This window comes from Enterococcus sp. DIV1682a, from assembly GCF_051711005.1.
GTDB lineage: Bacteria > Bacillota > Bacilli > Lactobacillales > Enterococcaceae > Enterococcus_B > Enterococcus_B hirae.
Genome location: NZ_JBIOLT010000001.1, coordinates 512,392 through 539,105, shown reverse-complemented (window position 1 = coordinate 539,105; position 26,714 = coordinate 512,392). Strand labels below are relative to the sequence as shown.

Below are 26,714 nucleotides of genomic sequence, written 5' to 3'. Positions count from 1 at the left end.
CTTAATTATACTTAACATAAATTTCTTATTTTTTTCTTACGTTTTCTTGAAAATTTTATAATAGAGCTAATTAATTGAAATTTTTGAACTTGCTAAATAATCCTTTGCTTCTTGGTTTATTTTCTTTAAATCGCAACCTTGCTGTTTAGCTGCAAAGACACAGCCACAGTAACACTGACGAAAAATGTCATACTCTTTACACATCTGGATCGATCGCTCATATCCTTTATTTTTCTTAAAATCACTTGGTAAGTAATGAGTTCCATAAATTTTTTGGATATCCATCCCGATTTGGTTGATCAGAGCAGCATTTTTCTTGGGTGAGATCGTTAATGCACTCCCAAAATAATCATAACCAAGTTCTTGGGCTTTTTGTGCTACCAGGTCTAAACGCATATTAAAACAGGCACTACATCTTGCGCCACCTTCTTTTTCTTCCGTAAGGCCTTGCGTAATGACTATTTTATTAAACTCGCTGGGACGGTACTCATCAACGATCAGCTGAACATGATGATTGGTTTGCTCGTTAAACTGATCAACAAATCGCTTTTGTTCATGGAGTCTTCTTAAATATTCATTTTTAGGATGGATATTAGAATTTGAAAAAAATAAAGTAACCTCTGCAAATTGGCACATAAATTCTAACGTATGTGTGCTGCAAGGAGCACAACAAGTATGGATTAATATTTTTGGTCGAGTTTCTTCTTGTTGCCATTGTTGGATCATTTTTTGTAGTACTCGATCATAATTTATTTTCTGGTTTTTCATTTTTTCAACAATTACCTTTGCATCAATCATTGGGAGACCTCGCTATTCTTCAATTCTTCCATAATTATATGCTATTTGATAGCAAATCAAAAGAAAACGTACATTTTGTTTAAGATTTCTTTGAGTATTATTTATAACCTCGGTATACTGAAAGAAACAACTTTTAAAAAGGAGGATAGTTTCTTGAAATTAACCCTTTTCATGCGGAAATTAAGACGTCGAAGCGAACGTTACGCTTCTAGTCATTTTTCTTCAATCCAAGTCATTGTTTTTTACTATCTTATTATGACCATTGTCTCTTTAGGATTGTTTTACATTCCTTTTTTTCGTGAACCAGATAGTCACGTACCTTTTATCGATATGCTTTTCATGGCGATCAGTACAATCAGTGTAACGGGATTGTCCACATTTGATATTAATTCGGCTTTTAATGATAACGGGGTAATCTTACTTGAAATACTATTCCAAGTAGGTGGATTAGGGATTATGATGATCTCTACTGCTTTTATTATCTTTTCTAAACGAAGAATCACGTTACGACAGCGACAACTGATCATGACGGATATGAATCAGCCACGCTTATCTGGTATTGTTCGTTTGATTCGTATCACCTTTGTAATTTTGTTGTGGTTCCAAGTCCTTTTTGGCGCTTTCTTTTCCATTTATTTCTATTATCGAGGCTACTTTGATCATTGGCGGGATGCACTTTTCTATGGATTTTACCAATCGATTTCTGCTGTGACCAATTCGGGTTTCGATGTCACAGGAAACTCAATCGAGCCGTTTGCACATGACTATCTGTTCCTATTTGTTATCATGTTTTTGATTTTTATTGGTGGGATAGGATTTCCTGTTTTGATGGAATTTCGTGAATGGATTTTGTATAAACGCTCAAAAGCAAAATTACCGTTTCGCTTTTCCTTATTTACAAAATTAGCGGTTTTAGCCTTTATCATCTTATTTGTTGGTGGGACGCTGTTAATCTTTTTACTTGAAAAAGACCATCTTTTTCAAGATTCTAGTTTAAGTGTCAAGTGGATCAATTCTATGTTTTACTCTATGACCACTAGAAATGCTGGCTTACAAATCCATGATTTGGGTAATTTCCAAATCACTACATTGATCGTTTTTTCTTTATTGATGTTCATTGGATGTAGCCCAAGTTCGGTGGGGGGAGGGATTCGTACAACGACCGTAGCAATTATTGGTCTTTATCTCTACTCTTTCCTTAAAAGCGAAGACAACATCAATATTTTTGGTCGTCGAATCGATAATGATGATGTGCGTAAGTCAGTCGTTGTATTTATGTTATCTCTTGGTATGTGTTTTTTCTGTATCGTCTTTTTATCAGCTACAGAAAATCAGCCTTTAATTGCAATTATCGTTGAAGTAACTTCAGCCTTCGGAACCACTGGCTTATCCCTGGGAATTACTGGGAACTTGTCAGTAATTGGGAAAATCACGATCGCAGCTTTAATGTTTATCGGTCGTATCGGTATGTTGTATACTTTGATGTTGTTTGTTCCAAAAGAAACAAGAGATTTAGGCTACGAATACCCTACTGAAAAAATCATCATTGGGTAAAATTTCAGACAATCGACAAACCTTGAAAGCCTGAATCTGTATTTAGTATACAAAAATGCATCTTGTGTCGCTCTAATAAAAATAACCCAAAGTAGTCAGAAAATAGAGAAGCTATTTTCGGCCACTTCGGGTTATTTATTTGTACTGAAAGCTTTGTTCTTATTTGTCTAAGAGGATAATAAACTTCCTAAAACAAAAGCAATTAAATCAAAAGCATAATGCACTGCCCAACTAGTATTCAATGACTTTGTTTTTAAATAGGCGTGGTTAAACCAAAGTCTAATTCCTCCTTGAACTAAGATGACTTGCACAATCGTGAACAACGCTGAACTTCCTAGATAAGTTTCAAAATGAATCAGTCCAAAAATAATTGCTGTGAGCAATGATGCCACCTTAGTATTGATCCCCATTTTTTTACGTAAAGTATCAAAAATAGTGATCGAAAATAGTTCTTCTCCCAGTAAAGCAATTGGTAAAATAAATACAAAAAACCACCAAGGATTATCTTGCGCACTATTTGCTTTCGTCTGAATATCTAACAACTGTGCTAGTATTCCCATGATCATCGAAGCCAACATACCATAAATTTGTGAACCAACTAAAATCAGCAAGAATGTTTTTATAAATCGTTTAGGTGTACTAAATAATTGCCTCACACCAACAAAACCAAATACCAGTAAATAGCTTACTAAACCACTAATAACAAGAAAACTAAACTGAATATAATAAAAGTCAACATGAGTCAACCCATAGAACCCTGCCCCTAATACTCCAAAAGCAATCATTATTCTAAGGACTTGATTATTTGGTTCTGTAATTCTTTTTGTCATATTTCTTGTTCCTCTTCCGTTAAATAATTATCATTTGTTCATTGATTAGTCGCTGACGACCCTTCACATGAGTATTGTTTACGTGTCTTTTATACTACCCCATCTCCTCAAACAAGCCTTCATCATTGACAGATTTCCAATGATTTATCATGAATGTTTTCTTTTAATTTTCCATAGTATAATCATCTACGAATGAAAATTCTTTTATAGTCCTATATTTAAGACTTTTGGTACTTTGTATCTAAAAATAACCTGACCATAAACACAATAAATATGCGAATAATTAGTTTTTTTGAACCCCACGTAACCTTCATTCGTACTTATTTGTTATAAGAAACGTGTGGATAACACCCCTCGTCTAACTTCACTAATTTCTCTTTCTTTCAGTCGCTTTTCTGGTCACTTTTCCAAAAGTAACTTTCTTAGAATTTTGACAAATTTTTTGCTACTATTACTTCATTACATAAACACATAAAATAATTTTGATGGAGAGATACTATGGAGTATGGTCAGTTAATACGAAAAATCCGATTAGATAAAGGTTTTTCTCAAAAGGAAATCTATTCAGGAATCGTAACAAAATCTTATTGCATTGAATTTGAAAAAGGAAACCATGACTTGTCTTTCCGACTTTTAGCTCAAGTGTTGGAGCGATTGCTGGTAGATGTGGAAGAATTTATCTTTTTGTATGACTATTATCACTCTTCTTCACAAAATTTATGGAAACAATATGAATTGGCTTCTAATACAAAGGACTTAGAAAAGCTCTTTGAAATCTATCAAACGACAACCGCTTCAAAAGATAAAAAAAGTCAGCTCCTAAACGCTTTAACTAAAATTGGCCATGATCAATTGAGCAACCATCAAATAGACAATGAGACCTTGGAGTTCCTTGTTGATTATTTAAAATCCATCGAAACATGGACACTACAAGAAATCAAAATTTATACCAACACCTTGAATTACTTTTCAGAAGAACAGCAACAAATTTTCTATAAAAATTCATTAAAAAAAATTCAGATCTATCAAGAATATCCCGCTGGTAAAAAAATATATTTGACGTTGCTTCTTAATAGTTGCGGTCATTTTATTTCCTATGGGAATTTATTTTTAGCAAAAGATGCGCTCAGTCATTTAAAGGAATTAACCACCGGAACTGAAGATGCAATCTTTAAACTATATCGTATTTATTTTGAGAACATTCTGATTTACTGTACAAAAGAAAAAAGCAAAAGTGAAACAATGATCCACTTTATTATCGAAACCTTAGACAAACTGGAGTATTCTTTTTTAAGCGAACAATGTACACTCTTTTTTCAGACGATCAAAAACAACTATTAATCCACTATAGTTATTCCTAAAAAATCAACTGTTATCCGTTGGGGCTATTCTTAGACTAAACGAAACTTCAAATAAACAATCAAGCCTAGTACCAATCGTTGTTAGACAAGAGAATCGCAACCATTTCTTAAAAAAAAGAAAAGCAATTTAACCTTTTTTTGAACATATGGTATGATTAATTGAATTTACTCGTCGTTAAGACGTTTTATGGAGGTTACATAATGGGAGTACGCAGTCAATTTGCGATTGCTGTTGGTAAAACATCACAATGGGCATTAAAAACCTTCTTTAAAGGAGGATCAAGTTTACCAGGTAAACTTGCACTTAAAATCGACCCACACATTTTAGACAGTCTTGCAAAAGATTATCAAGTGGTTGTCGTTACTGGAACAAACGGAAAGACATTGACAACTGCTTTGACAGTTAATATATTACGGCAACAATTTGATGAAGTATTAACCAACCCAACTGGGGCAAATATGGTTCAAGGAATCGTTTCTACTTTTTTGCAAGCCAAACCTAAAAAAGGGCAAAAAAAATTCGCTGTTTTAGAAATCGATGAAGCAAGTTTGAGTAAAGTAACTGAATACATGAAGCCTGAACTATTTTTATTTACAAACATTTTCCGTGATCAAATGGATCGTTATGGAGAAATCTATACCACCTACAAAATGATTGTAGACGGAGCAGCGAAATCACCTGATGCCACAATTATCAGTAATGGAGATTCGCCAATCTTCAACTCTGTGGAAACAATCAATCCTCGCCAATATTATGGGTTTGATCATGAAGAAGACCATGAACAAATGGCTCATTATAATACGGATGGTGTGCTCTGTCCTAAATGTCATCATATTTTACATTACAAGATGATCACGTATGCAAATTTAGGGAAATACTATTGTCCAAACTGTGACTTTAAACGTCCTGAACTTGATTATCGTCTAACGGATATGTTGCGCATGGACAATGTCTCAGCTGATTTTACGATTGATGGTCATAACTATGGAATTGAAGTTGGCGGGATGTACAATGTCTACAACGCGTTAGCTGCCACAGCGGTAGCTGAATATTTTGGGGTAACCCCTGAAAAAATCAAGCAAGGCCTAGGATACGACGAAAAAATATTTGGTCGTCAAGAAATCATTGATATCAATGGTAAAAAATGTACACTCGTACTTGTTAAAAATCCTGTTGGGATCAATCAGGTCATCGATATGATCGGCTTAGCCCCTTATCCATTCTCATTAGTTGCTTTATTAAATGCAAACTATGCAGATGGAATTGACGTTAGTTGGATCTGGGACGGGAATTTTGAACATTTTGCTGATATGAATATTCCTGCAGTGATCGCTGGTGGGGATCGTCATACCGATATGTCGTTACGTCTAAAAGTTGCAGGAATCCCTGAAGATAAGATCATCGAAACAAAGGAACTGAATGAAGTCATTAAAAATATCAAACAATTACCGACCGAACACGTCTACATCCTAGCTACCTATACAGCAGTTCTTCAATTACGAAAAGAATTAGCGAATCAAGGATTTATCAAAGGAGGGATGAATCATGCCTAATTATGAATTGAATATCGCCCATCTCTACGGTAATTTGATGAATACTTATGGAGACAACGGCAATCTATTGATGCTTAAATATGTCGCTAAAAAATTAGGTGTGACCTGTCATACCGAAATTGTCAGTCTGCATGAACCATTTGAAGCAGATAAATTTGATCTAGTCTTTTTTGGTGGCGGACAAGATTATGAGCAACTGATCATTTCAAAAGATATCCAAGAAAAAAAAGCAGCACTAACAAACTACATTGAAAATGATGGTGTGATGTTAGCTATCTGTGGCGGGTACCAATTCCTTGGACACTATTATGTGGGTGCCAATGGAGAAAAAATCCAAGGAATCAGTGCATTAGACCATTACACCTTAAGTCAAGAAAATAATCGTTTTATCGGCGATATCGTTATCTATAATGAAGAGTTTAATGAAACCTATTATGGTTTTGAAAACCACAATGGGCGGACATTCTTAGGGGAAGGCGAACGACCTTTAGGAAAAGTCGTTCAAGGTCACGGAAATAATGGTGAAGACCAATCCGAAGGCGTCATTTATAAAAATGTTTTTGGCTCTTATTTCCACGGACCGATTCTTGCCCGAAATGAGAATCTTGCGGAACGATTGATTCGTTTAGCACTTAAACAACGTTATGGAACAGAACTTGATTTACCAGTCGAATCTTTAGCATAAAACATAACTTTTGTTACCATTAATATTTGCTGGATTGTGATTGTAAATGAATCAATAGTAACAAGCGCAACACCACAACAGAAATAGCAAACTTTAATAATTGAGCCAAAGAATACGAAAATCACTGCTCTGATTTCTGGTATTCTTTGGCCTATTTTTGATCAAGTAATGATTATTACCTTGGGATACGATTGGAAAAGCAAATGACTTCACTGACGATAAGAAAGAATCGTTTGAAAAAACGAACTAACTTTTCTGCCGTTACCTCTTTTCATTAATACTTCAACACTATCTTTTAACTAATAATTTTAGCTAATTTGCCAATCAGTTTTTCTTTTTTATTATTTTATTCCCCTTAATTAGTTACCCTTCGACAAATAACAACTGAATCCAAGACCACTCATTCCCTATCATTGATATCTGATTTGCCAATCATTTCTAATCGTTGTTCCCACAATAATTGATTTTCCGGATCTTCATTTTGCTGGTATAACTCAATAAAATCAATAATGATGGAAGCTTGTTCGATATAAGTTTGTAATATTTTTTTCACTTCTTCCTCTTGGATCAATTCTAAATGTTTCGTTGTTTCTGCAATCTTCTTCTGTTTTAAAAAAAACAGCCCTTTCTGTAAATAATTTTGGTCTAACTTTTTTGATAATTCTTCACTTTCTAAATATTTATTTAATATCTCTGCTTCGGCCAATTGTTCTAATTCAATGTAAGCAAATGCAAGCATCACTTTTCTTTTGCCAGATAAATTTTCTGGGGACGTTTCAATAACTACTTCCCAATTTTTTTCAAAAAAAGCTAAATCAAATTGTGCATCTGCGGTGGGGTAATATTCATTGATCTCTTTCACCCATGTAAATTCTTGTTGCTCTGTCAAATAGTCGATCAATTCATGACGCTTTTCTGGATATTCCGTTGCCGCTTGAAGATAGGCTTGCGCTTCGATTAATTTTGCCCACTCCTGCTCCTCTGTCGTGGTAATTTCTTTTTGATCTACTTTCGTAATAAAGTGTGGCCACATTACGCTAATGCCTATGAAAAGACTGAAAACAATCACCACAATAAACCAGACCCTTTTGATCGTGGGGATCAAAGATAGTAATTTTCCTTTGGTTGATCTGCTAGGTTCACCATACTTAATTGCTTTTTTCGTGCGTATCGCTGCTTTACTTTTTGTCGTCTTCTTTTTACTTCGGACTATCTGATATTGCCCATTGATTATTTCTTCTATGGCATCCTTTAAAGGAAATTGTAATTCCATTGAATGAAGAAGGTGATTTTTATGATTGTAAATCCGAATACGACAACTACCTATGCTTTTATTAAGGATCGTTTGTTTATTGACCTCTTCTAATAAAATGAGGGCCTCGAAAATCGGTAGACGCTCTTCTTCGATTTCTAGCCTTTTGACATGATCAATCAGTACAGTTTCTCTTGCCATAGATAGACATCCTTTTCATTTAACAAAAGTGATGGACAAAACCGGTATTTTCATTCTGCGTATTCTTTCGATTCCTTTTCAACTATCTTTATTGGTTGATACCTTTCCACCAAAAAGTGTTTTGTAGCTGAATCAAACACATACCAAATTTGAAACAGCCCTTCATTCTCAAGTGTTTTAGTAGACTTACCTTCTTGATTCAAACTATCAATCGTCCTTGTGACGTTGGCAATCACTTCAATTTGTTGGTCATTCACGTGACGTATAAAATTCTTACTTTTTATAAAACGAGAATGACCAAAAAATTGTGGAAAAAAATCGCTTTGCTTTCTGCTTTCTTCTTCAGCAATTTTCGCTTGTTTTGCTAAAAATTTCTCATAATTCAAATAATTATCCCCGTACTCTGTGAAAGTAAAATACGAGCGTAAAAAATCATTGACCTGTTGTTCCGAGAAATGAGCAACAGGTATACGGTTATTTGCTTCTTGTTGTGTGTTCTTTTTACCAAAAGTATATCCAATACTTACCGCTATACTGCTGCTGATAACCAAACAAGCAATCGTTGTAAATAATTGATGTTTATTTCTGATTTTTACCCGCTCCCTACGATTCGATAAAAGTAAACTGGTGCCAGTTGTGGATCACCATAATACCCTACAAATGGAGTAATGACGACATCACCATTTTGACTAAATCCTTTTTTCGTAGCAGGTGTACAGTGAATAATCGTTTTTCCACCAGCATCTAAAAAGAATCCTGTATGCCCAAAATCGCCCGACGAATTACCTTTTTCTCCCCAAATAAATAAGTCACCTGCTTGTACTTCGGAATAGTTGATCGGATAGAGAAGTTGTCCTTCCAAACCATAAAGTGTTTCTGTATTTCCCAACGGTACATTTAGTCCCATTTCATTCAACACCCAAATTACGTAAGACGAGCAATCGTGATAAGGAAATACGCCTCTTTGGTTTCCCTGAGAATAATACACACCTTTTTGATGAAGACTTTGTGCTTTAGCTAAAAGAGCCTCATGAAAGTCAGAGAATCGCTCCCACAGCAATCCCATCTCTTGCTTTCCACCCAATTGCACCATTAATTGTTTGATCGCAGGCACCCAATAACGATTGAGACCCATGGGATCATTTGTCGCATCAATCGGGCAATAGACCGCTCCTAATTGTTCGACAGTTACTCGTTGCTGGTCAATAATCAGCTTTTTGAGTGTTCGACCAGTTGCTTCGATTCCTTCGTCTAACGTACGATATGAAATTAAACCTTGATCATTCATTAGACCAGCTGGGTTATTTTTTTCTAGGATTCCTTTACTAGTCCCCCAAGCACTTTCATGAATCATGATCGCCGCTAAGATCACCGGTGAGATGCCGTTTCTTTTTGCTTCTTGTAAAATTTTATCTGCTCGATCGCTAAACGCATGACACTTAAGCAGAATTAATTGCCGAAATGTCCATTCATCAAATGACGTGTTTTGATTACCAGAGTCTAATTGGAATGTTTCCGAATATGCTACTTCTTCAAAATAAAAACTTGGATTTACTGATTGTCCATTTTTGGAATATTCAATGGTTACTTCATTTTCTTTCGCTACAGTTCCAATCAATTCTCCCGAAACGACTTCTTGGTCATGATTGACTAATGGTGAAACATTCTTTAAGACAAGCTGTCGATTATTGAATTGGATCACGATTGACTGATCAGTCACAGTCGTTTTCCCAGCCATCGGAGCATATAATTCTATATTTTTCTCAACTTGTAATTGGATTCCCTGAAATAGCTTTTTTTCTTGGCCATCGAGAAAGTAACCATATCTTTGATTGACCATTAATCGATGATCTTCCTTAAATGGCGATTGTAGTTCCATCAATTGACGATAACGACCAATCGTTGAACCAACATTCAATCGTTCTTTCAATTCTTCTGTCCATTCAATGATCTGAGTAAAATATTTTGTTGTTAATGTTGCTTCGTTCCCTTTTGCATGAAGGGACCATAAGTTATCATGGATCTCATGGATTTTCGCTTTGATTACTGGATTTTCGAGTTCCACATTCTCATAACAAATACCCAAATAAGACAATACTTCATCAATATTAGAAACCAAATTCATGTCTTGTGTCATCCCTATCTGTCCGTTGATTTTAATAATGTTATGCTGCTGACGAAGCACTTGATTTTTTTCAACATCCAAATGAGTCATGTACGTCCAAATATTTGTTAATTCAAATTCATTGATATTGGGTACACTCGAATAAATGACACTGGTTATCCCTATCGTCAGTAAGAATAGTAATACACAACTAAGAACCATGAGTGATCTAAAAAAATGCCATTTATTGGGCTGAACAGCTAAGAACTTACGACGCTTTTTTCTGAAGGGAACTAACATTTTATTTGTAACGCTCCGTTTTATCGATTGATTCAAGCTACTTGATAGAAAAATTTTCCGATACTCGTTGTCTCGTTTGTTCCAATTAGATTTATTCATCGGATTGTTCCTGTTTTCTTTTTATCCGTTCCTCGGGATCAGTCGTGATTAATTCATATAATCTTGTGGTTGAATCAACGGTATTAGAAAAAGGCACGATTGCATGACCTGCACGTATCAACCCTGCACCTTTTGGCGGATGGATCAAGTGTTTTTGTTGTTGAGTAGAAAGACGAAAAAGAGTAGAAAGTTCGTCCAGATCACTTTTAGCCTGTTTTAGCATAATGATAAATTCAGTGTTGCTTAGCATCCTCCGTGCTTTATCTGAAAGCAGTAACGTCTCCACATTTTGCGTGATCCCTGTAGGAATTGCTCCCCACTTTCGGATACGACTCCATAATTCAAAAAAATAATTTTCACAGTAAGGATCATTTAGCATCAACTGCATTTCATCAATGTAAATCCACGTAGTGATCCCTCGATCCCGATTACGTACCACCCGATTCCATACTTGCTCTAAAACCACCATCATCCCAAATGTTTTTAACTGACTTCCTAACTCTTTGGTGTTGTAGATGATAAAATGCTTATTTAACTCAATATTTGTCGTATGGGAAAAAATCGCTAAAGAACCTTCAATATATAATTCTAAGTCTAATACTAGTGCCTGCGCTTCTTTTTCCGGCTGTTCTTTGAGCAACGTAAACCATTCCTTCGCTAATGTTGGCATTTGCTTGTCCTGAGAATGAAAATAGTTAAAATAAGTCAAGCGAGTCACACGATCAATGATGGAACGTTGTGCGGAATTCAAACCCGATTGTCCACCGATCAAAGCTTCAAATGCTGTTAACAAAAAGTCGGATTTTAATTTTACTGGATCAACTTCCCCACTTAAATCATCTGTGATATCCAATAGATTGATAAATGTATCGGTGTTTGGTGCAATTTTAACAATTTGCGCATCAAAAGTTTGCCCAATTAATGTATCTTCATCTTCAGGATCAATCGAGATGATTTCGTCTGTTGGATTTTTTAGTAGTGTAGTAATTTCTTCATATTTTTTGGCTACCCCTTTTCCTGAGCCTGAACTACCTAAAATCATTCCACTTGGGGTATTCAACCGTTTCCGATTGATCCGAACTACATTTTTCGTTAGCTCATTCATTCCATAGTATTTACCCTCCTCGTGGTCAAGTTCTTGCGCAGTAAATGGAATAAAGATAGCTGCACTTGCTGTAGTCAATGTTCGGCGGGTTGTTATCCAATTTTTTCCAAATGGAAGGACGGAGTTCATCCCTTCTAGTTGTAGATAATCCAAATAATGAAAGCCACAACCATTTTTTCTGGCAATACTCAAAACTCGTTCTGCTATATCAGTCAATTTTTCTTTTGTGTTTGTTCTGAAATAGACAAAAACCGAAACGAAAAATAAATTCTGTCCTTCTTTTAACAAATCATCTAATAATAAATTAGCTTCATTGATACTATTGGTTAATTCATATGGAATACTTGTATAAGGATCGTAGCCTTTTTGAGTTGCTTTTCTTTGAGCAGCGACTTTGTCTCCTTCCATATAGGCTTTTTTTATTTGAACCAGATGATTGGCTTGCTCAGCCCCGACTGGATCAATGTGGATCGATAACGTGATTTCTTCGGGTATTTCCATCAATTCTGCCATGAGTTTATCTGACAATCTAGCTGGATAGTCTTTTAGGTAAAGAATCTGGGCATATTCCTCATTGATTTCAAAATAGTTTTTCTTTTTAAAATTAAAACTGGAAGGAGCAATCACAGCTTTTGTTGAAAGATGATTAAAGACTAAATCGGAATAGTTAAATTGAAAGTGTTCCGATGATTTCAACAACTGATTGACCAATTTTAGACGCTTTAAACCGTCTAATGGGTCAACCGTTGAGCCAATTTCTTCCAAATTTCCGATTAAATTCTTTTCGATTCGTCCCAATAATTGTTTTGCCTGCTCTAAGTGATTGGCTGGAGTACTGAAAGTCAAATAGTTTTCTTTTGTAAAACGATTCTCCCCTTCATTGATTTTTTGAAGAAGCATCTGATTGACTTCTTCACGATAGCTATCATGTTGATCGCCTTTACTCTCATAAAAAAGCTTATCCGTCATCTCATCAAGCTCAACTCTTTTTTTTAAGATCGTGATTGTTAGATGGATCGTATCATCAAGACTGTTCAATAGTTCGCCATATTTTTGGAAAATCAACAATTGTTCGTCTTGTTGAGCAATTTGATAATTCACATCTGAAAATCGAACACTTTTGGAATAATAATTAGGCACAATTTCACAAATGCCACTTTCAAACATTTTTTCATAACGCAACAAATCTTGGACATTACGCTTTGGCGCTAACTTTTTTTGATATTGCCCTCTTTTTTTCTTTTGTTTTTGCATCAAACGAATAAATTTTTTATTATTAGTTTCCGTACTCAACTTGTTTTCTTTCGGCACGCTTACTCCTTTGACCCACCATGGCATTTGAATACAACTCCTCTACAATAGGATAAGTATAATAATTCGCCAATTGAAAATAATTCCATCGAATCTGCACATACTTTTCTAAAGGTAAGTGATTAGGTGTCAGCCAGCCCACTGACAAGATAGGAGCACTGAGTACCATAAAAGCGATCCCGATATCATCAATCGGATACTTCCAACTGACATAATTTAAAATGCCCAGAGGAACGATCAAAAGCAACGTTACAACAGCAGAGATAAATTGTCTTAACGAAACGCCAAAAAACAATTTTTCTTGGTAGGTTAAAATTTCTTTTCGAATTGGTACTTCAATCATCGATTTTATTTCCCTCCAGTTAAAAATGATTCTCTAGGCAGTTGCAAGAATGATTTTTGCCCATTTATTGGTATAAAATAAACTAGCACATAATGTTAGACAATTCCCTGATATCCCACTGATCACTGCAATCATTCCCTGTTTTTCATCAATTGAAAACACAGAATGTACGAGCAGTGGATAAAAACTTAATATAATAAATAAGAGGATCCCTTGCAGGGAGGAAGCACAAACTAATTTCAAAAAATTTTTACCAATCGAACTAACTTCTTCATTAAGAAACGTCACAAGAGGTAATGGAGAAATGCTAAAATACAAATAAATTTCAAAAAAACGCATGAAAATAACCAGTTTTGTTAGCACACTTGTTAGTACGGATAAAATCAACGGGATCAACAAAATAATTAACAACGTAAGTTTTTCAAAAAAGCCCCAATGGTAGATTCCCTCAATCAATGAAAGAACATCAACAGCCTTACTTCCACCTTCTCGAATCCCAATTTGACTGATACCATTACTGATTGTTGTACTAATTTCAACGATCATATGGATAAATATTGTTAAATGGCGCATGATCAACAGGCTTACTCCTAATTTAAGAAAGAGCGGGAGGAACAACTCCATGCCACCAAAACCGGAATAATTTCCATAAATCTTTTGTGCCATTTGTTGAAACTCCAGCAATAGTAAAAAGCCTAGTACAGAATAAGCAATTGGTTTGATCACTCCATTCATAATTAACTCACTGTATTGATAGATATCAGGTAGATAGGTTTCTAGATTTTGTAGTAGCATATTTTTAGGGTCGTTTGAAAAATTTAATTGATCAGCAATTGTTTGTAGTAAAAATTTGATTGCACCGTCCAGCTTAGCCACTTCCTTAGATTGAAATAGTTGCTACCCAAGCGCCAGCTGCAACGATAACAGCCCCACCAACGATCTGAAAAAGAGCATTTTGCATTCCGGGACCATTATGTTCTTTGATAGCCGCACCGAGTTGAATAATCCCCCATACAGTGAGCAGACTTCCAGAAGCAAGTACTCCTTTTGAAAACAACGACATCGCTTGCTCAAAATAGTCCATATTATTCTTTCTCCTTTTCTATCGCTTGTTGATTCATAATGGTTACTTGGTAACTAGCATGTACCCGCTCAAAAGAATCACTGATACTCAAACTGACAGTGTAAGTTCCTGGTTTGTTGACATCGACGTTTTCAGTCACTTCGACATCTGTTAAAGATAATGTTTCTTCTTTGTCGTAAACCTCAATTCCTGCTAGCGGATCAAATGCCTCTCCAATAGCTAGCACCTTATCGGCTATGCCTATAAATCGTGGTGGTTCATTGATGACCGTGATTTTCCCATAACCACTGGTTGTTTTGCCATTTGTATCAGTAACTTTAAGAGGAAGCAAATATTTTCTTAATTTAGATGTATCGATCCGATTCCATGCTGCTTCATCTATTTCAATATTTAATCGTTCTAACGGATCTTCTCGATCTGAAACAACCAGTTGTGCAAAATAATCTTCTTTCTTCAAAGAAGAGAAAACATTGACTTGAAGATCCGCCTGGATGATTTTAGGGGCTTCATTCGTTACTTGTACGAGAAGTCGTCTCTCCTCTGCATATTTTCCATATCGATCTTGCACATTGCCAATCCTAAAGAAATATTTTCCTTCTTTATTGGAATCAAAATTAGTTTCTAAGATATTGGTTTTAGTTAATGTGATATCTCCGTCTTCCCTATCCCAAGCTTTCACATAGTCGAAAATATTCAACTCTTGATTTATCTGATGGTCAATCCATTCGGGTATATGGATTACCGGTGCCTCATTTTCAATTTTGATAAACGCTTTCGTTTTCGCTTGAGCCCCATGTCGATCATTGACAGAATAAAGCACCTCATAGCTTCCTTCTTTGTTGATATCAAGATTTGTTTCGACTTCAATCTTTGCGGTTAAATCCCCATCTTCTTGGTCCATTGCGGATACTCCTGCTAACAAATCAACTGGTACACCGATCTGCTGGTACATTGTCGTCTGCTTCAAGTTGATTTTCGGTAAGCTATTAACAAAAAAGTAGATGGTGGCATCTGTAAACATTCCTGCCGAGTCGGTGACACGGATCGTAAATTTTTGCTCGCCTAGCTTCGACGTGTCAATAAAATTATGTTTGACTGTGGGAAAAGCGTCGTTACCCGTGAGAATCTCAAAATAGTCTGTTGGTTCAAATTTACTGTATTGCTCAATGACCATGTAAGTGGATGCTAGTGAAATTTGTGGTCTCTGCCAAGTCGTTTGGTCACTCTCACGATTCTTTTCTTTTTCAACAGAAACTGGAGGGGCCTCATAGACTGGGGCTTGTTTACTATCCGCTCTTTCTTTTGAAGTTTCTAAAGTTGTGACTTCTGTTTTCTTTTTTTCTTTAGCAAAGGCAACGACTAATTGCGCTATCTCATGCTCTAGTTGTTGAAGTGGCAATTCTGTTCCCTCAGTTTTAGAACTAAAATAGTCAAATTGTTCCATGACTGCGATTGCCGGATCATGATCCTCTTCAAGAAAATAATGAGTGGGTATTTCTTCTTTTTCTATGTTTTTTGTATCAATGATATTTGCTACTTGTTTTTGTTTACTTGCTACTGGTTTTTCTTGATTGTGACTCAAGTAGATGCTAGTAATTCCTGTGATACTTCCACTGATAAAAAGGAACAAAAGTCCATATTTTATCCTGCCTAGATTCTTTTTCGATAACTGATCTACAACAATTGAACGTTTCACCATTCTTTAGACCATCCTTTCTTTTATCTTCTAAACACTTTGATCATACTTTTAGTAAAAATAAGTGAAATCAATTTTTTCACAACTTTACATGTTTCTGCTTTTTTTGAAGATAGAGATAACTGCTAACGATAATAATCAAGCTCAATCCAAGAAGAACCATCTCTAGCGAACGTCGTTCATTCGTTTTTGGCAATATGCTTTGCTTTAATAATAATTTTTCTTTTTTTAATGTAATTGTCTGATCTTTGTTCCTTAAATCATCCTCACGTCCTACTTCATTTTTTTGCTCTTCTTCGTAATATAAGACGTGGGTCGCTGTTAATTGATCGCCATCTTTGAGGATATTTGCCTTCAACTCAAGAAATACTTCAAATGTATCTTCTTTGCTTTTCGCAGTATAGGTAGACGTTGATTCACTGACCACTTCTCCTGTTTTCGTATTCTTATATTGCGTAAAAACAGTATAAGTGTGTCCGATTTCGATTGCCTCGCCTTTGACCCACACCACATCTTTCAACTGATTGTCTACTGTTGGATCAAGTATTTTTTCGCCAGCAATATCGGTAAATAAAGAGGTCAACTCTAATGGTTCCCGTTCATTGTAGGCTTCAAGAACAAGTAGTTCGCCATCCTTTTCAACCGTGACAGAAAAATCAATTGGTTCTTCTAATGGTACATAGCCTGCCAAAGGTTCCACCTCAACAAATTTATAGTTGCCATAAGGTAGTGCCTCTACATTGATTTTCCCTTCTTTATCAGTCAAATATTTTTCAATTAAGGTTTCAGTCAATTCTCCATTTTCATCCGTTGCTATGTTGTATAAATGAAATGGGACATTTTCTAATGGTTGTTCATTCAACCGATCTCGTTTGATCAATTGGATATCTTGTCGAGCTAAGCGATTCGGAATTTCTAAACGAATCAAGGCATCCGCATTCTCTTTTGTGACACTAAAAATGAGTGGTTCTTCTAGTGGTACATATCCTTCTGGTGCTTTGATCTCATGGAGTTCATAGCGATCCACACCCCAAGGCAAACTTTCTGTGGTAATGATTTCGCCTTTATCATTGGTTTCAAAAATCTCGGTCTGTTCCGTGTCATTGGGTCGTACCATCGAAACAAATTCGCCTTCTCCTTCATTTGCCCAAGTATCAAAAATTTTGAACTGAGCGCCTGCGTAAGGAATGTTCTCGCCTGTCTCTTCATCCACTTTGACAATATGCAATCGAGATTCAATCACTTCATCTTCCAATAAAAAGAAATGGGTATAGCCGTCTTCCGTGATCGTCACTTCAAATGGTTCGATCAATAAATAGCCATCCACACCTTGGGTTTCTTCAATGGTATACGTGTCATAAGGTAGATTCTCAAACTTGAAATACCCGTTCTTACCAGTGACTTGGACATATTCTTGTCCAGTGGTGTGGGAAGTAGCTGTCAGTTCAACGCCTTCTAAAGGTGGCTTTAGCTCCTGTTGCTCTTTCGCCAGCCTGGCAATTACTTCAAAAACGGTTTGAGGAATCAAGGGGCGTGAACCAAACTTATAGCCTTCTACATTTCCTTTGATGACTCGATCAGTCACCGTTTTACTGTGAAGCGCTACAGTTTCATTTTGTCCAGCATACGTGAGGTTAACGGTATGTTTTGTATCATCCAAATTGTAGCCTTCTGGCGGTTCGATTTCTTGGAGATAATAGGTTCCTAACTTTAATCCTTTCACCTCTGCTTGTGCTATGCCATTGACATCTTGCATCGTTAGTTTACTAATAGAAGTCCCATTCTTATCGGTTAATTCGTAAACAGCTCCTACCAATTGAGAAGCCCCTTGTGGTTTACTGCCTGTTTCTTCATCTTCTTTGATCACTTTGAGATTTGCTAGTTGCTCTTTATTATCTAAACTGATCGTGGTGGTCTCATTGGCTTTGATGGTCACTGTCTGAGGTGTGGCATTGAGGACATAGCCATTCGGTGCTTTGATTTCTTGTATCGTGACTTTTGTGTCGACTAACAAATCATTCCAGGTAGCATAGCCATCAGAACCTGTAGTGATTTCTTTGGTTTTTCCATCAGACGTAGTAAAACGAAAAACGGCACCTGCCAATGGTTGCTTGGTCGTTTCATCTACTTTGCGTACACGGGCATTGCCGTTTTTTAAAACAGTTATGGTTAAAGAAATTTTTCTATGTTCATTTAATCTGCCAACCATCATATTTTGGGTATATGGGTGTTGATAAATTAGCGGAACACCTTGAAAAGTAGAGGCAATATCATAGTCAAATTCAACTCGACTAGTCGCTTCTGCATTTTTGTTGGCAAGAATCGTTAATTGATTTCCTTTTTTAGAAATACTTAGTCCTTGTGAGACGAAAGATGGTAATGACTGATAATTACTAAAGGCATGGGTCGTGTCAGTTAAGGTGATACTTTCTCCAACTTTTAAGGTTATCGTTTGTTTGTCAAAAGAAGGTGATGTATAGAAATAATTGACATTTTTCATGACAGCAGATTTAAAGGTTTGATAGTCCGTCATCGAAAATACCCCTGAAATACTCAACGGTGTAATCCCTTGTTGTTCCCATGCCAAAATTTGAGTCATCAATTCTTTTTTCAACGTGTGGCCCGAAACCATCAGCCCGTAATACTTAATCAAAGAAATTTTTTTCATCTGTTCAGTGTTTCGCTCAGCGACTGTATAGCCAGAGTTATTTCCAAGATTAAGTGCAGCACCTGGTTCTATGCACAAGGCAATTTCATTGTTGATCCGTTTACCGTACCAGCCATATTCACGTACACCGTTCGATAAGCGAATATCAATATTGGAGATATGAGCATTGGGGTCAACATAAATCGTTTGATTGTTTCGTTGGTGGGTTTGAGTTTCTCCTAAAGCAGCATGAATCGAGTGAGTGATGTAATTCGAAGGAGTTGTCGTATATAATTTGCCGTCTTCAGTTTGAATCAACTGATTCTCTTGAAGAAAACTTATCTTACGATCGTCTTGATCTGTATTTTCTAAATTTCCTGCTAAAACAACAAGTGGTCGGCAAAACGAAACGGATAATAAATGAATGATCAAAAATATGCGTACAACTAACTGGTATTTTTTCATCGAAATTCTCCTGTTTTTTGATAATAAACCTGCTTATCTACAAAAGTTCTCTCATAAACATAGAATTACTACTGACACTAAAAATCAAAATATTCGCTACTGAATCAAGCGAATCACATATTCATTTTTAGTGCGGTCATACCTTAAAACGCCACTTTTTTGTATCTGATTGATCAATTTTGCTTTGTCTCCATTTGTCCATCCATCTTGATGAACAAGCTGTTCATATTCACGCAAAGTAATCTGTTTTCTTTTACTACTACGCATAAAAGTTAATAATCGCTGGAGTTCTGTCATCAAGTTGTCACTCCTTAAAAATTTTAAGGCCATACCATTTTTAGGATAAATGGAAACCTGACTTTTTTAGGAAAAAGCCAACCCAGATCCTCACGGTCCTCGGAAAAAACATTACGTAAGAAATTTTTCTTCAAACCGTTAATCACAGTTATCGGTTCCGTCCTCCGTAAGAGATTCTAGTCATACTTTTGCTGTTAGCATGCCAACACTAACAGGACTGTCATTTAGTTGAGCATCGATAAAGATTGACAGCAAATCATCGTTATCAGTTAGGTTGCTAACCAGTAATGATGCTCACATATAACGTTTTCAACGAACAAATATGTTTTTTTGCAACGACTAAACTTGCCAAGCTTTTACTTTCATTGGGCGTTCCACGTACTGTAAGTTTTGTTTTGTGTTCCTTCGTTTAGCAAAGATAAGACCGCCAGAAGAAACGGCTGTTTTTATTTGTGGATAAATCTTGTAGTCAGGTAATTCTTTTTTTGTCTCTTGATTGATAAACTGTCCATTCCCTAAATTGGCCCACGTAGAACCATCAAATAATCGAATCGTTAGTGCTTTACTTCGAATTGCTTTTTTTGAACAGATTCGTAACACGTAAATCCCTCCTCACTCTATAATTACGATTTATTTGCGATTCTTCCAAAAAAAATAAAAGACATTGATCAACTTAAGTCAATCAATGTCTTTCAGTTCAGCTTATTTTGTTTTGGGGAAGAGTTAGATCATTACAGTGATCGTAGCAGCAGCTAAAATCAAGACTAGTCCAATAACTGTAACAGTCATTTCTTTCTTGGTTTTCTTTTGTCCTAGGAACCAAATACCAGTCAGTGTCGCTAATACTACGGATGTTTGAGAAAGAATAAACCCTGTTGCTAACCCATTCATATCTGGTTGAGCTGAAATTAAATAAGTTAAAGCAGCGAAGGCAAAGAAAAATCCTGAAAAAATATGTTTATAAGAGACAACTTCGACAAACGCTGATTTTTCTTTAAAACTTAAAACAGCTGCATAAACAACAGCAACGATTACCATACCAATTGCTTGAGGTAAAAAGGCATGCATCCCATCAATTGAAGTTGCTTGAGGAGCTGCGGAATAAGCCCAGTAGCCGATTTCACCTACTGCTAACAAAAGGACCGCTTTTTTCAATAAGTTACTGCCTTCTGTATTTTTCTTTTCAGTCCAAACAGTCATCCAAGCACCTAAAATAATCAAAACTAAAGCAAAGGCACCCAAGACTTTCGCAGTAGCACCTGGCCAATTTCCTAAAGCAAACACGCCCCACAATGAAGCCCCTAATAATTGAAAAGCAGTAGTAATAGGCATTGCACGAGAAGAACCAATCAAGGTAAAGGATTGGAATGTAATGATTTGGGCGATTGCCCAACCAACACCAGATAAGATTGAAAAAGTCAGGTCAGATCCTGTTGGTAACTCCATTCCTTTATATAAAGCAAAAACAATTGCAAAAATCAATGTTCCTAATGTTGAACCTAAAATTTGATTGACCGGACGTCCCCCGATCTTAGATGCGATCGTAGGATATAACCCCCAACCAAGTAGTGGGCCTAAGCCAATTAAAAGCGCGGTAGTATTCATGGTAGACTATTCCTCCTTCTTTTTTAAAAAACGACGCCGCTTTCTAAAATAATATTAGCATAAGGTGTCATTTCTCCTGTGCGAATAAACGCATGACACTGATTCAAATCAGCTTTCATTTTACTATGAGGGATAAAAGTAATAGGTGTTTCAGGTAGCCGTTGTTGAATTTCCGATAATACTTTAGGGTTTTCTGACTTGATTTCTTCAGCTAAATAAATACGTTGAACTTCTAACTCTTCAAGCACATTGTTCAAGACTTCCATAAAGCTTGGAATACCATTATCTACAGCCAAATCGATTTTTTCAGTTGTCATCGGCACGGGCATACCTGCATCACCGATACTTAATGTGTCAAAATGTCCCATTTGTGCGATTACACGAGAGATATCTGAATTGATTACTTTTGATTTTTTCATAATAAAAACGTCCTTTCTTAATTCAATTCTTGTTTATAGGGAATAGAAGGTTGTGCGCCAAAACGTTGAACAGTCAAAGAAGAAGCTTTATTTCCATAAGTAATTGCTTCCTCTAAATTACTAAAATCAGTTGCTAACATGCTACTCATCGCACCAATGAATGTATCACCTGCAGCTGTCGTATCGACTGCATTCACTTTAAACGCTGGCACGATCCCATTTTTGCTGTTTTTAATCGAGTAAAATGCGCCTTTACTTCCGATCGTGATAATTACAACTTCGATTCCTAATTGATGTAAGTGAGCTGCAGCCTGTTTTAAGCTTTCTTCGTCCGTAATCGAAATCCCTGTTAAAATTTCTGTTTCTGTTTCATTAGGAATAATCATATCTGTTACTTTCAATAACTCTTCAGGCACATTTTCTAATGCTGGGGCAGGATTCAAAATTGTTTTTACTCCAACCTCTTTTGCTAGGTTAAAAGCTTCAATCGTATTTTCTATAGCGCTTTCAAACTGTGCAATGATAAAATCACTTTTTTCGATGATCGCTTTGTTTTGTCTAACTTGTTCTGGTGTAAACGCATTGTTCGCTCCGGCATGGATCATAATACTATTTTCCCCAGCATCATCAACGATGATGTAAGCTTGACCAGTCGCTTGGTTTTCAAGAGTTGCTACACCTTGTAAATTGATTTCTTCTTGTTCTAAAAGCTCAGCCATTGTTTTGCCAGCTTCATCGGTACCAATCGCTCCAATAAAATGAGTAGTAGCTTCTGAACGTCTTGCAGCAACTGCTTGGTTTGCTCCTTTTCCTCCGCCAGCTGAAAATGTTTCTTTCGTGTGGATCGTTTCTCCTGGCTTAGGCATATGTTTGACTCGGATGGTCCGATCTAAATTAATGCTACCGATAACTGTTACAGTGTTCATTCCTTCATCACTCCATATTACATATTAATTGAATCAAACGCCATTCATCAATAATTAAAACGTTTTAACTCTACACCGAAAATATACCACAGATTGAAAGCTATTTCAAGAACCTATTTTTTCTAATTTTTTATTAGCAATCAGCAGCTTCATTTTTACCAGCATTCCAAAACAAAAAAACTGAACACTTGTGCTGACTTGCTTCAGTTAGATCTTGGTCTAACTTAAGACATTCACAACACAAGGCTCAGTTTTTTTTATTTCACAACACAAATCAGAAAAAATAACCATCTGCAAAGTTAACTAATAAATCACTGATTCTTTATTTCGATGCTTTACCTGGTTCAGAGGCAATGATTGATAACTCTCCTTGAACCGTCCATTCTGTCACATCATTTGGTAAAATAAAACTTGCCCCTTTAGTTAATGGGTAAATTTTTTCATTAACAACTAACTCTCCTGCTCCATCGATTACTGTCGCTAATGTATAAGGTGCTTGTTTTTTAAATGATGTAATTCCTTTGATATCCCATTCATAAACATTAAAAAACTCGGTCTCTAAATACGTAACGATCGAAGAATTCCCTTTACGTACTTCTTTCATTTGAATCTGTGGCGTAATAGCTGGAACAGTTGTCACATCAATTGATTGTTGGATATGCAATTCACGCGTATTGCCATTGGCATCTTTACGGTCATAATCATATACACGATAAGTCGTGTCCGAGCTTTGTTGCGTTTCTAAAATCATGATCCCTTTACCAATTGCATGGATCGTTCCACTAGGGACATAGAAAAAGTCGCCTTTTTTAACTGGGACTTTTTTCAATAAGTCATCCCAACGACCCTCTTGGATCATCTCAGCAAGTTCTTCTCTTGTTTTTGCATGATGGCCATAAATGATTTCTGCTCCAGGTTCAGCATCAATGATATACCAACATTCTGTTTTTCCTAACTCACCTTCGTGCTTCATTCCATAAGCATCATCTGGATGGACTTGTACTGATAATTCATCTTCTGCATCTAAGATTTTAATTAATAATGGGAAGACAGGCTCAGTTGGGTTGCCAAACAATTCCTTGTGGTTTTGCCATAACTCGTCTAATTTTTGTCCTTGGTATTCACCGTTTTCAACGACACTTACACCATGTGGATGTGCGCTGATCGCCCAATCTTCACCGATTTTATCATTAGGTATATCAAATCCAAATACTGATCTTAAACGGCTGCCTCCCCAAATTTTTTCTTGAAAAACTGGTTTTAAAAACATAGGTTCTTGCATAGTTCAAACTCCTCTCAATGTTCATAGTTATTATAGCATCATTTTTTTAATAACGCTTTCTCTTTCAAAAATTTTTCAACAATTTCATCACGACAACGAATATAAGCTTCACGATGATCCGTTGGATGGATACGGTTTGATAAGAAAATAAATGCTTCTTGTTCAATAATGTCAATTAGTAAGAACGTGCCCGTATAACCAGTATGAAAAAGAATTGGTTGCTGTTGTTCTAATCCTTTTTTTAAATCCCATCCTAAGGAACGATTGCCTTTTTTCGTTGGCGTATGATCTTGTAAAAGTGAGCGAATCGTTTGTTCTTCTAAAAAACGCCCATTTTCAGCTTTCCCTAAATTCAAATACATTTTTACAAAGGTAATACTGTCCTCTAAATCAAGAAACAACCCAGCATTTCCTGCATGTTCAGCGAGTACTCTCGCTTTAGGATCATGTGTAACTCCCCGCAAAACCTCACCTGAAGCGAATTGTTGTGTGGGAACAATTCTTTTGGAAGGATACGGTAAAAAAGTACTGTGCATCATCCCTAAAGGCGCTAATACTTGTTCTTCAAATAATTCTGTGGCTGGCTCTTGGAAAATCTCTTCAAGCATCAATCCTAATAAAATCGTGCCTGCATCTGTATATTTCACTAATTTCCCTAACTGATCACCAGGTTGAAGCTTTAAATAGGCTTCGATCAGCTGTTCTTGAGAGAGTTGATCTCGATTAGGAATCCAAGTTTCAATATTTGATGTATGAGTCAGTAAATGTCGTATCGTGATTGTTTCATTTTCAAAAGCCGGTAAATAATGGTGTAACGGTTTGTCTAAGTCGATTTTACCATCTTCCCACAAGCGTAACACTAGACTGGTGGTAGCGATCACTTTTGTTAAAGAAGCCACATCAAATAATAGATCTGCTGTCATTGGTTGGGTTTCAGGTACGATCTGTGCATGACCTGCTGAAAAAGTTTCAACATGCTTATGCTTAATAAACGCACCAACAACACCAGGATAATAACCTTCTTCAAGTTTATTTAAAATCAACTGTTTCGTTTCTGGGTACATTTTATTCTCCTTCTCTGTCGAAGAAATCAATTTTTGTTCATCATGCTAAGTCAAATCATATAGCTTTATCCAAGAGGATGCAAGTAGATAAAGGTCGTGAAAACATCGGGTAGCTCCGATGACAATAAGAAAGAATTTTTTGAAACAGCTCCTCATGTTTTAAAAAATTCAGGCTTATTTCAAGGAGCTGATGTTTGAACGCCGTGGATAAAGGTTGTGAAAAGAGCGTTTTGCCCTGAGTAATAAGGAGGAAAATCTCGAAACAGCTCCTCATGTTTTGAAAAATTCAGGCTTATTTCAAGGAGCTGATGTTTGAACGCCGTGGATAAAGGTTGTGAAAAGAGCGTTTTGCCCTGAGTAATAAGGAGGAAAATCTCGAAACAGCTCCTCATGTTTTGAGATTTTTTGACTTATTACCGAAGGGCAGCTCTTTGAACACCGTGGATTAGGTCGTGATAGAAGCGATCAGCTCCGAGCGAATAAGAGAGGATTTTTTAAAATAGCTTCTCATATTTTAGAAAATCATCGCTTATTGCTGAGGAGTTGCTTCTTGAACACCGTGGATTAGGTCGTGAAAACATCGGTCAGCTCCAATGACAATAAGAAAATTTTTCAAATCAACTTTTCTTCTATCCTCTTGTATCTTAGAGAAACTTCTTTAGTTGAAGAGTTGTTTCTGGTATCTCTTTATATATTGAACAAAAAATCAGCTTTCGATTTCCGTTGTTGCTTGTGATGCGCTTTGCCAACAATGAACAAAAGCAAAAGCCCCTAAACATCAAATCGTTAGGAGCTATTTCTACCTATTCAATTATTTGTCTTCGCTTTATTTTTTGGCTTTTTTTGTATCGATCACAAACCACCATTCGATACCAATCGCATCATAAATTGTTAACACAGTATGTCTTTGATCGATAAAGAAGTCAACTGCAGTTTCATTTAAATGCTGAATCAACTGTTCCATGCTTTCTTGATCAATCACGAATTTCAAGAAATCTAAACCTAATACTTCATGAGTCGGCAATGCTAATGCCTCACTATTTGCTTCTGAGATTCCTACATGGAAGTTCCCTTCATTTAAAACATGTAATCCGTTCTTTTCTTCCCGAACTTTTAGTCCCAGTAAATCACTTAAAAAACGGCGTTCTTCTTCGCTATCAAAAACGTTTAAATGGATTTTTTCAAAGTAAGAATTAGCGGATAATTTTTTGTAACGCTCTTCTGACTTACGTAATAATGACTCTTGATCCATTGCTTCTGGTTGATTTCGTTCTTGAACATTGTCCTCTTCGTGATAAATTTCTAATTCGTTACCTTCTGGATCCTTAAGTAAGATCCCCATGCGCCCTTGATCTTCTAACGCATCTTCAATTGGATAGTTTGTTTTACGGATACGGGAAAGGATATCAGCCATTTCTGCTACCGTTGGAATAATCAATGAAAAACGTTTCAGTTTTTTGATTTCCCCAATGTAATCATGCGCTCTAGGACTTTCTTCTAGCAATAGCATCTCACTATTTTGCTCTTGTGTCCCTAAAATAGCTAATTCATTTTCTTCCCGTTTCAAATCAAAACCGATCGTATTTTTGTAAAAATCAATCATTTTATCTCTATCTTTAACCCGGATTGCTACACTTTTTAGGTAAGTAGTAGACCCCAATTTAAATTCTTTCATTTTTCTTGCTCCCCTCTACGTCCAGCTTTATTTTAACGATGCTTCACATTTCTTTCA

At 36.2% G+C, this 26,714-nt stretch carries 23 protein-coding genes; 4 read left to right on the top strand and 19 right to left on the bottom strand.

Annotated elements, in window-relative coordinates; genetic code table 11:
- Positions 1 to 66: 66 nt before the first annotated feature.
- Complete coding sequence (locus IGJ23_RS02410; protein ID WP_438774577.1) at positions 67 to 798, bottom strand: epoxyqueuosine reductase QueH; 732 nt, start codon at positions 796 to 798, stop codon at positions 67 to 69.
- 171 nt (positions 799 to 969) lie between these two features.
- Here IGJ23_RS02410 and IGJ23_RS02405 point away from each other — a divergent pair, with 171 nt between their 5' ends.
- The gene (locus tag IGJ23_RS02405; RefSeq protein ID WP_148282908.1) at positions 970 to 2,352 is read left to right on the top strand and encodes a TrkH family potassium uptake protein; all 1,383 of its coding nucleotides are present in this window, start codon (positions 970 to 972) and stop codon (positions 2,350 to 2,352) included.
- A gap of 167 nt (positions 2,353 to 2,519) precedes the next feature.
- Here IGJ23_RS02405 and IGJ23_RS02400 read toward each other — a convergent pair whose 3' ends face one another.
- The gene (locus IGJ23_RS02400) at positions 2,520 to 3,182 is read right to left on the bottom strand and encodes a CPBP family glutamic-type intramembrane protease (RefSeq protein ID WP_438774576.1); all 663 of its coding nucleotides are present in this window, start codon (positions 3,180 to 3,182) and stop codon (positions 2,520 to 2,522) included.
- A 498-nt stretch (positions 3,183 to 3,680) separates the two neighbouring features.
- Between IGJ23_RS02400 and IGJ23_RS02395 the strand changes: the two genes are divergently transcribed.
- The 3 genes from IGJ23_RS02395 (at position 3,681) to IGJ23_RS02385 (ending at position 6,782) form a co-directional block, all read left to right on the top strand.
- Positions 3,681 to 4,523 carry an Rgg/GadR/MutR family transcriptional regulator gene (locus tag IGJ23_RS02395; protein WP_438774575.1) on the top strand — a complete coding sequence of 281 codons (843 nt, stop codon included), beginning with the start codon at positions 3,681 to 3,683 and terminating at the stop codon, positions 4,521 to 4,523.
- A gap of 221 nt (positions 4,524 to 4,744) precedes the next feature.
- A complete protein-coding gene (locus IGJ23_RS02390; RefSeq protein WP_438774574.1) occupies positions 4,745 to 6,097 on the top strand; it encodes a MurT ligase domain-containing protein in 1,353 nt (450 codons plus the stop codon).
- Positions 6,090 to 6,782 carry a type 1 glutamine amidotransferase gene (locus IGJ23_RS02385; RefSeq protein WP_081127735.1) on the top strand — a complete coding sequence of 231 codons (693 nt, stop codon included), beginning with the start codon at positions 6,090 to 6,092 and terminating at the stop codon, positions 6,780 to 6,782. Before IGJ23_RS02390 ends, IGJ23_RS02385 begins: the two co-directional genes overlap by 8 nt.
- A 400-nt stretch (positions 6,783 to 7,182) precedes the next feature.
- Here the strand turns inward: IGJ23_RS02385 and IGJ23_RS02380 are convergent, their stop codons facing one another.
- From IGJ23_RS02380 to IGJ23_RS02300, 17 genes are all read right to left on the bottom strand, one after another.
- Positions 7,183 to 8,235 (bottom strand): hypothetical protein, encoded by a 1,053-nt coding sequence (locus tag IGJ23_RS02380; RefSeq protein WP_438774573.1) that lies wholly within the window; start codon positions 8,233 to 8,235, stop codon positions 7,183 to 7,185.
- 50 nt (positions 8,236 to 8,285) lie between these two features.
- A complete protein-coding gene (locus tag IGJ23_RS02375) occupies positions 8,286 to 8,786 on the bottom strand; it encodes a hypothetical protein (RefSeq protein WP_438774572.1) in 501 nt (166 codons plus the stop codon).
- A 41-nt stretch (positions 8,787 to 8,827) separates the two neighbouring features.
- Complete coding sequence (locus IGJ23_RS02370; protein WP_438774571.1) at positions 8,828 to 10,738, bottom strand: peptidoglycan amidohydrolase family protein; 1,911 nt, start codon at positions 10,736 to 10,738, stop codon at positions 8,828 to 8,830.
- On the bottom strand, positions 10,731 to 13,181 hold the full coding sequence (locus IGJ23_RS02365) for a VirB4-like conjugal transfer ATPase, CD1110 family (RefSeq protein WP_438774570.1): 2,451 nt from the start codon (positions 13,179 to 13,181) through the stop codon (positions 10,731 to 10,733). The genes IGJ23_RS02370 and IGJ23_RS02365 overlap by 8 nt, the downstream gene beginning before the upstream one ends.
- On the bottom strand, positions 13,120 to 13,497 hold the full coding sequence (locus IGJ23_RS02360; protein ID WP_181914810.1) for a PrgI family protein: 378 nt from the start codon (positions 13,495 to 13,497) through the stop codon (positions 13,120 to 13,122). The genes IGJ23_RS02365 and IGJ23_RS02360 overlap by 62 nt, the downstream gene beginning before the upstream one ends.
- A 33-nt stretch (positions 13,498 to 13,530) precedes the next feature.
- Positions 13,531 to 14,373, bottom strand: coding sequence for a hypothetical protein (locus IGJ23_RS02355; protein WP_010720015.1), 843 nt, complete (start codon positions 14,371 to 14,373; stop codon positions 13,531 to 13,533).
- Positions 14,374 to 14,377: 4 nt separating this feature from the next.
- Entirely contained in the window at positions 14,378 to 14,581 is a 204-nt protein-coding gene (locus IGJ23_RS02350; protein WP_010720016.1) for a hypothetical protein, read from the bottom strand.
- A gap of 1 nt (position 14,582) precedes the next feature.
- Complete coding sequence (locus tag IGJ23_RS02345; protein ID WP_438774569.1) at positions 14,583 to 16,280, bottom strand: immunoglobulin-like domain-containing protein; 1,698 nt, start codon at positions 16,278 to 16,280, stop codon at positions 14,583 to 14,585.
- A gap of 76 nt (positions 16,281 to 16,356) precedes the next feature.
- Complete coding sequence (locus tag IGJ23_RS02340) at positions 16,357 to 19,389, bottom strand: SpaA isopeptide-forming pilin-related protein (protein ID WP_438774568.1); 3,033 nt, start codon at positions 19,387 to 19,389, stop codon at positions 16,357 to 16,359.
- A 96-nt stretch (positions 19,390 to 19,485) separates the two neighbouring features.
- Positions 19,486 to 19,686, bottom strand: coding sequence for a hypothetical protein (locus tag IGJ23_RS02335; protein ID WP_010720019.1), 201 nt, complete (start codon positions 19,684 to 19,686; stop codon positions 19,486 to 19,488).
- 339 nt (positions 19,687 to 20,025) lie between these two features.
- A complete protein-coding gene (locus tag IGJ23_RS02330) occupies positions 20,026 to 20,286 on the bottom strand; it encodes a hypothetical protein (RefSeq protein WP_010738415.1) in 261 nt (86 codons plus the stop codon).
- A gap of 123 nt (positions 20,287 to 20,409) precedes the next feature.
- Positions 20,410 to 21,291, bottom strand: coding sequence for a ribose/proton symporter RbsU (gene rbsU / locus IGJ23_RS02325; RefSeq protein WP_207432841.1), 882 nt, complete (start codon positions 21,289 to 21,291; stop codon positions 20,410 to 20,412).
- Between the two features lie 23 nt (positions 21,292 to 21,314).
- Complete coding sequence (rbsD, locus tag IGJ23_RS02320; RefSeq protein ID WP_010720022.1) at positions 21,315 to 21,710, bottom strand: D-ribose pyranase; 396 nt, start codon at positions 21,708 to 21,710, stop codon at positions 21,315 to 21,317.
- Between the two features lie 17 nt (positions 21,711 to 21,727).
- Positions 21,728 to 22,636 carry a ribokinase gene (gene rbsK, locus IGJ23_RS02315; RefSeq protein WP_438774567.1) on the bottom strand — a complete coding sequence of 303 codons (909 nt, stop codon included), beginning with the start codon at positions 22,634 to 22,636 and terminating at the stop codon, positions 21,728 to 21,730.
- Between the two features lie 322 nt (positions 22,637 to 22,958).
- Entirely contained in the window at positions 22,959 to 23,918 is a 960-nt protein-coding gene (gene manA, locus IGJ23_RS02310; protein WP_010720024.1) for a mannose-6-phosphate isomerase, class I, read from the bottom strand.
- Between the two features lie 38 nt (positions 23,919 to 23,956).
- On the bottom strand, positions 23,957 to 24,982 hold the full coding sequence (locus IGJ23_RS02305; RefSeq protein ID WP_368024470.1) for a serine hydrolase domain-containing protein: 1,026 nt from the start codon (positions 24,980 to 24,982) through the stop codon (positions 23,957 to 23,959).
- An 826-nt stretch (positions 24,983 to 25,808) separates the two neighbouring features.
- Complete coding sequence (locus IGJ23_RS02300) at positions 25,809 to 26,657, bottom strand: VOC family protein (protein WP_010738419.1); 849 nt, start codon at positions 26,655 to 26,657, stop codon at positions 25,809 to 25,811.
- Positions 26,658 to 26,714: the final 57 nt, after the last annotated feature.